The sequence below is a fragment of the Arthrobacter humicola genome, from assembly GCF_022803015.1.
Lineage (GTDB): Bacteria > Actinomycetota > Actinomycetes > Actinomycetales > Micrococcaceae > Arthrobacter > Arthrobacter humicola_A.
On the sequence record NZ_JAFKON010000001.1, the window covers coordinates 839,230 to 851,443 of the forward strand.

Annotated in this window: 12 protein-coding genes; 7 read left to right on the top strand and 5 right to left on the bottom strand. The window is 67.6% G+C overall.

The genetic code is table 11. The features are described from left to right. Window positions 1-49: 49 nt before the first annotated feature. A complete protein-coding gene (locus ARTB_RS03890; RefSeq protein WP_243177790.1) occupies window positions 50-1,522 on the top strand; it encodes a sensor histidine kinase in 1,473 nt (490 codons plus the stop codon). Here the strand turns inward: ARTB_RS03890 and ARTB_RS03895 are convergent. Together ARTB_RS03895 and ARTB_RS03900 are read right to left on the bottom strand one after the other, a co-directional pair. Beyond that, entirely contained in the window at window positions 1,470-2,180 is a 711-nt protein-coding gene (locus tag ARTB_RS03895) for a response regulator transcription factor (protein WP_028276795.1), read from the bottom strand. The two genes, ARTB_RS03890 and ARTB_RS03895, sit on opposite strands and share 53 nt — an antisense overlap. A 96-nt stretch (window positions 2,181-2,276) precedes the next feature. Continuing rightward, window positions 2,277-2,522, bottom strand: coding sequence for a hypothetical protein (locus ARTB_RS03900; RefSeq protein WP_230008878.1), 246 nt, complete (start codon window positions 2,520-2,522; stop codon window positions 2,277-2,279). Window positions 2,523-2,829: 307 nt separating this feature from the next. On the opposite strand from ARTB_RS03900, the gene ARTB_RS03905 reads away from it, so the two are divergent. Together ARTB_RS03905 and ARTB_RS03910 are read left to right on the top strand one after the other, a co-directional pair. After that, window positions 2,830-3,132 carry a DUF4193 domain-containing protein gene (locus tag ARTB_RS03905; RefSeq protein WP_028276793.1) on the top strand — a complete coding sequence of 101 codons (303 nt, stop codon included), beginning with the start codon at window positions 2,830-2,832 and terminating at the stop codon, window positions 3,130-3,132. A 219-nt stretch (window positions 3,133-3,351) separates the two neighbouring features. Continuing rightward, window positions 3,352-5,622, top strand: a complete 2,271-nt coding sequence (locus tag ARTB_RS03910) for a putative bifunctional diguanylate cyclase/phosphodiesterase (RefSeq protein ID WP_243177792.1) — start codon at window positions 3,352-3,354, stop codon at window positions 5,620-5,622. Between the two features lie 37 nt (window positions 5,623-5,659). Here ARTB_RS03910 and ARTB_RS03915 read toward each other — a convergent pair whose 3' ends face one another. Further along, window positions 5,660-6,607, bottom strand: a complete 948-nt coding sequence (locus ARTB_RS03915) for a cation diffusion facilitator family transporter (protein WP_028276791.1) — start codon at window positions 6,605-6,607, stop codon at window positions 5,660-5,662. Between the two features lie 203 nt (window positions 6,608-6,810). Here ARTB_RS03915 and ARTB_RS03920 point away from each other — a divergent pair, with 203 nt between their 5' ends. The 3 genes from ARTB_RS03920 to ARTB_RS03930 all read left to right on the top strand — a co-directional run bounded on the left by ARTB_RS03920 (window position 6,811) and on the right by ARTB_RS03930 (window position 8,585). Continuing rightward, window positions 6,811-7,173 carry a cupredoxin domain-containing protein gene (locus ARTB_RS03920; RefSeq protein WP_243177794.1) on the top strand — a complete coding sequence of 121 codons (363 nt, stop codon included), beginning with the start codon at window positions 6,811-6,813 and terminating at the stop codon, window positions 7,171-7,173. Continuing rightward, window positions 7,170-7,628, top strand: coding sequence for a hypothetical protein (locus tag ARTB_RS03925; protein ID WP_028276789.1), 459 nt, complete (start codon window positions 7,170-7,172; stop codon window positions 7,626-7,628). Before ARTB_RS03920 ends, ARTB_RS03925 begins: the two co-directional genes overlap by 4 nt. 141 nt (window positions 7,629-7,769) lie before the next feature. Next, window positions 7,770-8,585 carry a CDP-alcohol phosphatidyltransferase family protein gene (locus ARTB_RS03930; protein ID WP_243177795.1) on the top strand — a complete coding sequence of 272 codons (816 nt, stop codon included), beginning with the start codon at window positions 7,770-7,772 and terminating at the stop codon, window positions 8,583-8,585. On the opposite strand, the gene ARTB_RS03935 is transcribed toward ARTB_RS03930, so the two are convergent. Continuing rightward, window positions 8,582-10,084: an FAD-dependent oxidoreductase gene (locus tag ARTB_RS03935; RefSeq protein WP_243177796.1), complete on the bottom strand. Its 1,503-nt coding sequence runs from the start codon at window positions 10,082-10,084 to the stop codon at window positions 8,582-8,584. The two genes, ARTB_RS03930 and ARTB_RS03935, sit on opposite strands and share 4 nt — an antisense overlap. A gap of 28 nt (window positions 10,085-10,112) precedes the next feature. Further along, complete coding sequence (locus ARTB_RS03940; RefSeq protein WP_243177797.1) at window positions 10,113-11,552, bottom strand: DUF2252 domain-containing protein; 1,440 nt, start codon at window positions 11,550-11,552, stop codon at window positions 10,113-10,115. A 324-nt stretch (window positions 11,553-11,876) separates the two neighbouring features. Between ARTB_RS03940 and ARTB_RS03945 the strand changes: the two genes are divergently transcribed. Further along, a complete protein-coding gene (locus ARTB_RS03945) occupies window positions 11,877-12,206 on the top strand; it encodes a carboxymuconolactone decarboxylase family protein (protein ID WP_028276785.1) in 330 nt (109 codons plus the stop codon). Window positions 12,207-12,214 lie beyond the last annotated feature (8 nt).

Here is a 12,214-nt window from a genome sequence, read left to right on the forward strand (position 1 = left end):
GGCGGCCGCGGTGGTTGTCCCGAACCGCGCATTGACGCATTCTTGGAGCATGGCACTGGGCAAACGGGCCCCCTCCGGCCCCGCCAGGGGCGAGATTCGATGGGGCGTGCGGAAGCGCTCGACGGCGGTCGCCGTCGGCGTCGTAGCCGTGGCGCTGCTGCTCGGCGGCCTCGTCCTTCTGGTCCTGCTGCAGGCGTCCCTGGCGCGGTCGAGCGACGCCGCAGCCCAGCAGAAGGCCCTGGACGTGATCGCCGAGATGGAGGACATGGACATCGAGGATGGCCGCGCCTACATCGTTGACACCGCGCATGCGGGCCAGTTCGTCCAGGTGCTGGATGCCGAAGGGTACGTCCTGGCCAGCTCGGACCCCGAGGTCGCCAACGCCCCCCTGTCAGCCCAGCGGCCCAGCCCGGGCCAGACCATGACCCAGGACGTCTCGAGCCTTCCGAGCATCGGGGACACCGACGACTACCACATCGTCACCGTGGGAGCACGGACCGGCACGTTGAGCTACACCGTGGTGGTGGCCCAGGCCTCACAGATACAGGCGGACACCATTTCCACCGTCGCGTGGTTCATGCTGGGAGCCACGCCGCTGCTGCTCGGGACCGTGGCCGTGTCCGTATGGCTCCTGGTGGGCCGTTCCCTCCGCCAGGTTGAGCGGATCCGTGGCCAGGTGGCCCGGATCAACGCCGAGCGGCTGGATGGGCGCGTCGACGTCCCGCCCACCAACGACGAAATCCACGCCCTGGCGCTGACCATGAACACCATGCTGGACCGGCTGCAGGCCTCGGACACCGAACAGCGCAGATTCGTCTCGGACGCCAGCCACGAGCTGCGCAGCCCGTTGGCCACGCTGAGGGCCGGAATCGAGATCGCGGCGGCGGACCCGACCGGGGCGATGTGGCTTCAGATGAAGGATGTCCTCTCCGAGGAGACGGCCCGCATGAGCTTCCTCGTGGAGGACCTGCTGACACTGGCCAAAGCCAATGACGGCGGCCTGCGCGTAGAGCAGAAGGACGTCGATCTTGACGACGTGCTGGACCAGGAGATCCGCCGGCTGCGGTCCACCAGCCGGAACCGGATCTCGGTGGAGCTCGTTCCGACCCGGATCCGCGGCGACGCCCGGCGGCTGGCGCAGGTCCTCCGGAACGTCCTGGACAACGCCGACCGCCACGCCCTGTCCCGGATCGCCGTGGACCTGCACACGGCCGGGGACCGGGTCATCCTCACTGTCGACAACGACGGCGACCCCATCCCGGAGGCGGACCGGGAGCGGATCTTCGAACGGTTCGTCCGGCTCGATGGCAGCCGTTCCCGGGAAGGCGGCGGCAGCGGACTGGGCCTGGCCATCGCGGCGGGAATTGTGGCCGCCCATCATGGGAGCATCCGTCCGACGGACGGACCGGCGGGTCACTGCCGCTTTGAGATCACACTTCCCCTTCCGGAACCTGTGGAGCCGGCCGACGTCACTCCTCGCGACTCCCGGCGGCACGGGGTTCAGGGGTCGGGTCGGCGCTGAGCAGATAGCCCATGCCGCGCACCGTGGTCAGGCTGTGGATCCCGAACGGGACATCAATCTTGCGCCGAAGGTAGCCGATGTACACCTCAACCACATTGTTCGCGCCCTCGAAAGCCGGATCCCAGACGTTTTGCAGGATTTCCGCCTTTGAGACGATCTGGTCATGCCGGCGCATCAGATAATGCAGGAGCCCGTACTCCCTGGCCGTGAGGCTGATGAGGGTGTCGCCGCGGCGCACACTGTGGCTGACGGGGTCCAGGGACAGCGTGCCAAGCGTCATGATGACAGGCCTGGCGGGCGCTCCGCGCCGGATCAACGCCCTGATCCGGGCCACCAGCACCAGGAAGCTGAACGGCTTGGTGAGGTAGTCATCAGCGCCCAGGTCGAAGGCATCGGTCTGGTCGTATTCGCCGTCCTTGGCCGTGAGCATCAGCACCGGAGTCCACACCTTGCGTTGCCGCAATTCCTTCAAGACGTCGTAGCCGTTCATCCGCGGCAGCATGAGGTCCAGCAGGATGGCATCGTACGCGTTCTCCAGCGCCGCCGCGAGTCCCCGCACGCCGTCGTGGGCGACGTCGACGACGAACCCCTCGTTCCTCAGCCCGCGGCGGACTGTCTCCGCCAGGGCGTCCTCATCCTCCACCATCAGGATCCGCAATCCAGCCCCCTCCCTTTGGGCCAGTATGGCCCTTCCGGGGCCGGGCTGGAAGGAACCTCGCGGGCCCAGTGGGAGGGGATGCCCGTCGCAGTTCGGTCAGGCCTGTTGGGGAGGACCGAACAGCCACCCCGAAACGTCGCTGCGCAGGACCACGTGCGGTCCGCCGGTGGAACTGACGCTTCCGTTGGGGACGTAGTAGCCGCGCCCGGCTCCGGGGCCGCCGGCGGCGCGGTCGATGGCGTCGGTCAGGCGACGGGTCAGGTGCCCGCTGGGGCCCAGGGACCGCAGTTCATTAAGTTCGTCCTGCGTGAGCCGTCCCAGCACTGCAGCAATATCGGCCATGGTGAATCCTCCCGACGGATGGTGCGGATGGTGCCCAAGGTGGATGGTGCCTAAAGAATCAGGCTAGGGCAGCCAAATTAACGGCACGTGACGCCCCGGTGACCAGTGGCGAACAAAGCAGGAAGGCCGGCGTCGCGGGCGTCCGCCTCCGGGTGTCATGAGCGTCACTGCCGCGACTGCCCCGGTCCCCAGCATTTACACGGCGTCATGCTGTACGGTTCAATCCCGGAGATCCGGAGATACAGAGATACGTAGATCCGGAGAGACTCCGAATCACACGCCCAGCAACTGAAATGAGTATCACCAGGTGGCAACCGATTATGACGAAGTACGCTCCGACGTCGCGGAATCCCGCAACGCTTCCCTGGAGGCGCTCCGTTCGGCGAATGCGCCTGACGCGCGAAGCGTTGTCCGCGAACTAGACGAGGCCGATACCTCCGAAGGCGTGGAACTGCCGGGGGCAGACCTGTCCGGCGAGGAACTGACCGTCACGGTCATCCCGCAAAAAGAAGACGAATTCACGTGCTATTCCTGTTTCCTGGTGCGGCACCGGTCCCAGTTGGCCAAGGAGAAGGCCGGCCACGCCTACTGCGCAGACTGCCTCAGCTAGAGCCCCCGGCAGGACCGGCTCAGCCGGTCCGGAAACGTACAGCCCGGCAGGTGTGGTTCCGGCACCGGACGCTGCCCGCCGGGCCGCCCGTCGAATACACTTCTGTCACATGCTTCACAATAGTGTCGGGAGGCGGAAGGACATGACCAGCCGGGGCACGTTCGGCTACGCTCCTGTTTGACGATGCGGCGACGGCCGGCACACGGCCGGAGGCTGATCATGCGTAAATCCACCAGCAGCTTGGCTGACCCTGCTGCTGCGCCGCCGTCGGCCGCCGACGCCAACGACGCCAATGGACCCGAACGATCCGACGGGCCGGCGGCCACCCGTACCCCCGGCACCGGCAAACCCGCCCGCGCAGGGAGCCTGCAGCGCGAATGGTCCAGGGCCTTCATCCTGGTGCTCCTTGCCCTGCTCGCCGGGGCCGCGGTAACCCTGGTCGGCGTCCGTTTTGTCACGGACCAAATCCAGCACGCTGCCGCACAGCACCGCGTCGAGTCGGAGGCCATCGCCGAGCTCCGGACCGGCATCGAGACCCACGAACAAGCCGGACTCCAGCTGTTGTCCGCCCCGGCAGATCCGGCCGCTTTTTTGCTGCAACAAAAGGACATCTGCGCCCAGTTCGATGCCACCGCCCGGATCCTGCCGGAGGCGTACGGCATGCGGGCCACAGTCCGCGAGGCCCGGGCCGCGTGGCAGGAGGGACTGTCCGCGCACAATCTCTGGGAAAGCCAGGTGGCCACTCTCCACGGCAACCGGGTGGCGGAGGCGCCGGCGTTCGCCGCGTCCAGCGCCAGGGCCCGCGCCCTGCTCGCCGACGTCCGTCGCGCTTCGCTCGACGCGCTGGACGACGGCGTCGCCCGTGGGGCCGGGCTTCAGCAGATGGTATCGACCGTCCGCACGGCCCTCTTTGCGCTGGCCGCGGGCGGGGTTTTCTTTTTCCGACGGCGGATGACCAAGTACCTGATGCGCCCCGTGGAGGGTCTGTACCGCGGGGTCCTGAAGCTGCAGTCCGGTGATTACAGCCACCGGATCAGCGTTGTCCGCAATGACGAACTTGGGCAGCTGGCCGAGGCCTTCAATTCCATGGCCGCCACCGTGCATGACAACCACCTGGAACTGACCTTCCGCGCCACCCACGACCCGCTCACGGGACTGGCCAACCGGGCAGTCCTCACCGAACGCCTCACCGCCGCGTTCGACCCCGAGGCAAAGAACCCGGAAGCAGCTGGCACCGAGGTCTGCGACGGGCATGAAGGCCTGCTGGTCATCGACGTCGACGACTTCAAAGACGTCAACGACTCGCTGGGCCATGAGGGCGGCGACGCGTTGCTCATTCAGCTGGCCCAACGGCTGCGGGGCTGCGTGCGCGGGCATGACCTCGTCGCCCGGCTGGGCGGCGACGAATTCGCGATCCTTGTGACGGATGAGGGCGGCACGGCGACGGACGACGTCGCACGGCGCATCCAGGACACGCTGCGGGACCCTTTCTGCATCGATGACGTCCGGCTGAAGGTAACCGTCAGCATGGGCGCCGCCCAGCGCAGCGCCGGCACTGCAGATCCGGCCGAGCTGATGCGGCAGGCGGACTTCGCCATGTACATGGCCAAGCACGGCGGCAAAGGCCGCTACCAGCTCTTCGATGCCCGGGGGTATGACGAAATGACCTACCGGGCCGCTCTCCGGGCGGACCTCGCCACAGCCGTGCAGGCCGGGCAGTTGCGCCTCGACTACCAGCCCGTGGTGAATCTCGGCACCGGTGAGATCGCCGGGGTGGAGGCCCTGGTCCGCTGGGAGCACCCGACCCTGGGCCGGCTGGGACCGGCCGACTTCATCTCCTTGGCCGAGGAAACCGGCGAGATAGGCCCCATCGGCTGCTGGGTACTGGACACCGCAAGCCGTCACGTCGCCGGCTGGCGCCGGTCCCCGGGCACTGCCGAAGACTTCTGGGTCTCAGTCAATCTTTCCACTCTTCAGCTTTCGAGCGACCGGAACCTGGCAGCCCTGGAGCGCATCCTGGCCCACCCCGCCTCGCAGGCCGACAAGGTGATCCTCGAGGTCACCGAATCGGCCCTGGCCACGAGCGCCGACGGCGGGGTCGCTGCCCTGAACCGGCTGAAGAGCTTCGGCGTCCGCATCGCAATCGACGACTTCGGGACCGGTTTCTCCTCGCTCAGCACGCTCGCTGCGCTGCCCGCGGACATTCTCAAGATCGACCGTGCCTTCCTGTCCGGGCTGCCTGGGGACGCCCCGGCCGCGGCGATGCTCGAGGGCATTCTGGAAGTGGCCCGGAAACTGGACCTGGCCGTCATCGCCGAGGGCATCGAGCACACCGGGCAGCTGGATCTCCTGCGCTCGCTCGGCTGCGACATGGGCCAGGGCTTCCTTCTGGCCAGTCCCAGCCCGTCTCCCGTTCTCGAGGCGCTGCTGGCCTCCGGGGCCCGCCTGCAGCCGCCGGCCGGCATGGACGCGACGGCGGCCGGCGCCTGAGCCAGCCGAAGGACCGGACAGGCGGTCGGCGTTGTGCTCAAACGGCGGGGAAGTCCAACGAGGGCTCGTCCGCGGTGGCGAGTGTCAGCACGGCCTCTTCCACGGTTTCGTGGTCCTCAAGTTCGCGTTCAACGCGGCGTAGGGCCACGGCGACGTCGTGTTCCCGGAGATCTCCCTGTATGTCCACGGCCGCCACGACGTAGAGCTTGCGCGGGCCGACGTATTCGAGATGCAGGTACGTGATGCGTTCGATCTCTGGGTGTTCGAGGAGGCGGCGGGCCATGCTGCCCTCGATATCGCCGGTCACGGCTTGTCCCACCAGGAAGCGCCGGTTCCGCTCGATCAGCACGACGGCAACCACGGCCAGGAGGATGCCCACCAGAATGGACCCCACGGCGTCCGGCACGGAGGACCCCGTGACCTGGTGCAGGAATATCCCGGCGAAGGCGATGAGCAGGCCAACGAGCGCGGCCCCGTCCTCGGCGAAGACGGCGCGCAGCGTGGGGTCGGAGCCCTTGAGGACCTGCTCGAGGGTGTTCCGGTCAAGCTCTCGCGCCGCCTTCCGGTTTTGCCGGAACGCCTGGATGAAGGACACGCCTTCAAGGACGAACGCGATGGTCAGCACCAGGTAGGCGATCCCATAGTCACCTGGCGGTTCCGGGGTGATCAGCTGCTGGATGCCGTGCATCACCGACACCACCGCGCCGGCCGTAAACAGGCCAAAGGCGGCGATCATTGACCATACGTAGGCCTCGCGCCCGTAACCCATGGGGTGGGCTTTGTCGCGTTTCCGCGCGGCTTTCCGTTCGGCGATGAGCAGGAAGACCTGGTTGCCGGTATCGGCCCAGGAGTGGGCCGCCTCGGCAGTCATGGACGCCGAGCCAGAGATGAGTGCGGCCACTGTTTTGGCTGCCGCGACGAGGACGTTCGCTGCAAAGGCAATCAGCACTGTGAGCGATGCTGACCAGGACTTCTTACGCTTCACGCAATTTTCCCTCCCTCGGCTGCAGGATGCATGCCAGTGACTACGCTATCTCCCCGGGCTCTCCCGGACCGGCGTTCGACGCCGACTGGTTCCATTCGTGCCGGTCAGGCGCACAATATAGCTAGTACCTTCATCCGCTCGTTTCCTCAAGCCGCTCGGGGTGGTGCGCAATGAATGCTCGTCGGAAGCTGTCGTCGCTATTGGTGCTCCTGATCTTGCTGGGCACCGGCGGGTGCGCCGGCGGCAGCGGATCGCCGGCGTCGACGTCGGCGCCCCCACCCGGCCCTGCCTACGGGGCCGGCCCGACGGCGGGCACCGCCGCCGCCACCATCACCATCAAGGACTTCGCCTACGGCGACCCGCTCACCGTGGCCCCCGGCGCGGCGGTCACCGTCACCAACATGGATGCCGCGGCGCACACGGTCACGGCTGACGAAGGTTCAGCGTTCGATGCCCAGGTCACGGGCGGCGGCACTGCCACTTTCACTGCGCCGACGAAGCCCGGATCCTACGCGTATCACTGCACCTACCATCCGGGCATGCACGGGACGCTGGTGGTCAAATGAGCGCCCAGAGCCCCGGACGGACCGTGCGGGTCCATACGGCCGGCATGACACTGCGAATCCTCACGGCCGTTGCCCTGTTCATTGACGCCGCCGTCCACATCCACCTGGCCCCGGGCTACCAGGCGGGGAACTCCGCGGGAATCGGCCAAGGGAACCTGTTCCTGCTGGAATCGGCTGCCGCTGTGCTGGCCGGGTTGTACGTGCTGCTGCGCGGCAGCAGGGCGGCCTTCGCCGTCGCATTCGTCGTCGCGCTGAGCGCCTTCGTGGCCGTGGTGGCCTACCGTTACGTGAATATTCCGGCGTTCGGGCCTTTCCCGGCCATGTACGAGCCCATCTGGTTCTTCGAGAAGTCCGTCAGCGCCGTGGCCGAAGGCGCCGGCGCCGTCCTGGCGGCCATCGGTTTCGTCCGGGCCGGACGGCGGACGAACGGGCAGGGCGCCCAGTCCAAGCACTGACCAACCCCGGGCCGCGGACTTGCTAGCATGTGGGCGGGGTGGTTCAGGCTGAAGTCGTTTGCAGTAGGCACGAAACAAGAGGACACGGCGTCTACAGGCACGGGATCAGCAAACGTGCCCGGAAGCCGGCCTGCAGAACCGATGAGGGCCACTGCTTCCCCGGCGCCAGGGCAGACCGGGCCAGGATCGGCAGCCGCCCGCCGTGCCGTGGCGGATGCCGGCACCGCCGTCGGCGCCTATCTTGTGGCCTGGGCCTGGGCCTGGGCCTGGTTCGGCGCGGCGGTCTTCAGGGATCCTGTTCCCTGGCTCCTGGCCCTGGCGGCGGGGGCCGCGGTGATCATCCGGGCCGCCGGCTCCGTTTTGCGACGGAAACCGCGTTTTTCCACCCGCGCGGACCGCGTCACCCTCGGCCGGGCCGGCATCGTGGCCTTTTGTGCCGCCGAAACGGTGGTGGGGTTGATCGCCGGAGCCGGACCAAGCCTTCTGGTGGTGGTCCTGGGCACGGCCGCGTTCCTGCTCGATGCCGTGGACGGACGGGTGGCCAGGTTCACGGGTTGTGCCACGGCCGAGGGTTCGCGCCTGGATTCGGATACGGACGCCGCGCTGGTCCTGGTGCTGTCCTGCGCGGCGGCGGGAAAGTTCGGCCTGTGGCCCCTGGGCATCGGCCTGATGTACTACGCGTTCCTCGCAGCGGCCTGGTTCCGGCCGTCCCTGAAGAACCCGCTGCCGTCCAGCACTGTCCGCAGGGTCATCGGAGCCGCCCAGCCGGCGGCCCTGCTGTTCGCCCTGTTGCCGGCGGTGACTCCGGCGCTGGGAGCCATGGTGCTCGGGCCGGCGCTTGGGCTGCTGGCCTTTTCATTCGGGCGGGACGTGGTCAAGCTGGAACGGCTCCGGGCGGGACGCGCTTCGGCCGCCGGCTTCCCCGCCACCCGGGCCGGTTCACCCGCAGGAACCTAACGCGGTGCGGGTCTCGGCGCCAGGTCCTTCGTCGCCGGGCCCTGGATGACGGCGCCGTCGGCGGCAAACCGCGAGCCGTGGCAGGGGCAGTCCCACGTCGAATCGTCCGCGTTGAACGCGACCGTGCAGCCCAGATGCGTGCAGATGGCCGAGACGGCGAGGAGGTCCCCGGCAGCGCCAGCGTAGACGGCGGTCATTTCGCCGTCGATCTCCACGACGGTGCCTTCGCCGGGTCGCAGCCCGGCGACGGCCGGTTGGGCCGGCAGCCGGTGTGGGGGCGGCTGGTCCGGTTGCTGCCGCACCCCGCCTGCCTGGCCGGCGGAAGGGCGGTTGGTATCGAAAACCGCGGCCCAGGGGTTGTGCCGGCCCGACAGGGTGTCGGCCAGGATCAGGGCGGCAGCGGTGCCGTTGGTCAGGCCCCATTTTCGCAGGCCGGTGATCACATGAAGGTGCGCCGCCGTCGGTGTCAAAGTCCCGGCGTAGGGCAACCCGTCGACGGGCATGTTGTCCTGCGTGGACCAGCGGAAGCTGGTCTCCCCGGTGCCGAGGCGTTCCCGGGAGAAAGCCGCGAGGCGGCGGTACCGCGCGGCGGCATCGCTGGCGTCGGCGGCACGGTGCCCCTCGCCGCCGGTGAGAACGAACCGGGCGCCCTCAATGTCGATCGCCAAGATGGAGCGCATCGGCTCGTCGACGCTGATGAAGGTCCCGTCCAGGGGCACGGCAGGTGCCAGGCTGGCAACGACGTAGGAACGGTGCAGGTAGCAGCGCCCGGCAAACAGCCCGGCGTCGCCAACGGGGACGTTGGTGGCAATGATCACCTCGCGCGCCCGGACGGTGCCGCTCCCGGTCTTGACGACGGCGGGCACCCCGTCGCGGACCGAGGTGACGCGCGAGTCCTCCAGTACGTGGCTTCCGCTCCCGTCCACGGCGCGGGCGAGGCCTTGGAGGTATTTCACCGCGTGGAGTTGTGCCTGGCCGTCGAACCGGACTGCGCCCCGGGTACCGAACGGCAGCGGCACCTCGGAGGTAAAGACAGCTGGCAGGCCGAGCCGTCCGGCCAGGGCCGCCTCGCCGCGGACCCTGGCGAGGGCGTCGTCGGATTCGGCGTAGGTGTAGTTGGACACCCTGCGGAAGTCGCAGTCGATGCCCTCCTCCGCGACGACACGCGCAATGTGCTCGATGGCGGCCTGGTTGGCCTGCCCGTACGTGCCCGCGACGTCCGGTCCGTGCCGGTCCGCGAGTTCGGTGTAGGCCAGCCGGTGCAGTGAGGTGACTTTGCCGGTGGTGTGCCCCGTAACGCCGGTGCCAATGCGGGCTGCCTCCAGGACCGCGACGGTGCTGCCGGCGCGTTTGAGGGCCAGCGCCGCCGTCAGGCCGGCGATCCCTCCCCCGACGACGGCGACGTCGACCTCAAGATCCGTGTCCAGGGAGGGATAGCGGGTGGTACCGGTTGTGGCGAGCCAGAGCGAAACCTGCCGTCCTTCGAGCCGTTCACCCACGGCGGCGCCTTCTACTGAACATCCGGAATCAGAGGCCCTCAGTGGCTTCCAGCCGCCCCGAGCGAACCGCATCGGCGAAGGCCTCGTAGTCCTTTTCGTTCTGGTCCGCGTACCGCTCGGAGAAGTCGGTGATGGAGCGTTCGAACTTGTCACTCTTACCGAGGTAGGACGCGATCGCGATGGGGTCGCCGGACCGGGCGTGGGCCCGCGCCAGCGTCCAGCCGCAGGCGCCGGCATAGAAGGTCATGCCGAGCGGCTTCATCCCTTCCACAATGGCTGAGCCCTTCATGTCACGCAGTTGGCGCCAATACAGGTACCGGTTGTCCTGTACCCCCTTGGTCCATCCCAGGAAGATGTCGCTCGCGGCCTGCATCATCCGCTGGCCCTGCACCACACGCTCGCCCGGCTGCTTGAACTTGCTCTTCGGTAAGTGGTCCTCGAGCACCGACCTCGTCGCCTCCTTGACCTGAAGAAACAGCGGATCCTGCTCATCCCGGCCCTGGAGCAAGGCGATGAACGCCCGCGTGCCGACACTGCCGACGCCCACGACCTTGCGGGCGACATCGATGACTTCGAAGCGCTCCAGCAAGATTCGTCGGTCGTCTGGCAGCGTGGCCCGGTAGGAACGGAGCTGCTCACGAACCGCTTTCTGAATCCCATCCGCAGACATGCCGAACGATTCACCCAGCTCCCGCGAGGGAATGACGATCGGCGGCTGGCTGACGATCCGGTACTCCCCGTCCACCCGCTCGGCGAGCTTGGAGAGTGCCTGCAGGCTGTCGCGGGTGTGGGCCTTGGCGACGTTCTGTTTCGCCGTCTTTTCCATGCCGTGGGCTGCCTTCTTGAGGGCCTTGCCCTTTTGGGTTGCCACGGCCAGCTCTATGGTTTCCATCAGCTGTTCCTCGGACAGACGGGCGTACCAGATGTCCAGGGTGCCCATCTGTGCGAACTCTGCCATCGCCTCGCGGTAAGCCCGAACGGCGGTGAGTGTCGCGTCGCGCGTTTCTTCCTTGGTGAACGCGTTGTTCCGCGCCGCGATGGTAAAGCTCGCGGCCATGCGTTTGACGTCGTACTCGAATGGGCCGGGCAGAGTTTCGTCGAAATCGTTGAGATCGAACAACAGGGTTCGCTCTGGTGAGGCGAAGACGCCAAAGTTGGATAAATGGGCGTCCCCGCACAGTTGGGACACCAGGCCGGCCCGGGGAGTGTCTTTCAGATCGGTTGCCATGATCTTGGCGGCGCCCCGGTAGAACGTGAACGGTGAGACCAGCATCCGGCCGTGCCTCACCGGAACGAGGTCCTGTTCGCGGGTGAGGTTCTGTTCCTCGAGCAGCGCGACCGGATCCGGGCGGTCGGACGCGGGGACCCAGCCTGCGTGGCTGGAGACGGGCGTCTTTTCCCGGCGCCCCTTGCCCTTCGCAGCACGCTCCTCGACGCTCGGATGCTTGACTTTTTTGGTCTCGGCCATGATCGGCGACCTCCCTATTAGGTCCGGAACCGCCACCGGCACTGCTTGCCTGGGTCAGTCCCCGCCGAGCGCGCCAATGCGTCTCGGCTCAAGCTACTGCGATTCTGGCCCCGAACCGGCCCATCGTCAACGCATCGCTGATGGATCCCGCAGCGCAGGCTCAAAACGCCATCTGTTCCGCAGCCGGGCGACTGACCAATCGATTCATGCGGTTCGGGTGATGCCACCCCTGGTCGTGGCGGGTTACGTTCATGACGAGTCGGGCCGATCCGCTCACGTCGCGTCACTCGGCGCACACCACTGAAACCAGATGGAGACATAACCATGGCCGAAGAAGAAGCACCTGTTCTCGCCGTCCTCGCCGACATCACCGCCGTTTCGCTCGAACGCTCCACCCTTGAGCCTCGCGAACTGATGCTGGCCCGGATTGCGGCGCTCGCGGCGGTCGACGCCCCGGGCGCCTCCTACCTGTTCAACGCCGGTACCGCCGTGGACGTCGGCATCACCTTGGAGGATGTCCGCGGCGTCCTGATCGCCGTTGCACCCATCGTCGGCACTCCCCGGATCGTGGCGGCGACCACCAATCTCGTCCAGGCGCTGGGCTTTGCCCTCGAAATGGCGGAGGAAGAACTCGAAGCAGGGACCCGGGACTAGTACCCTTA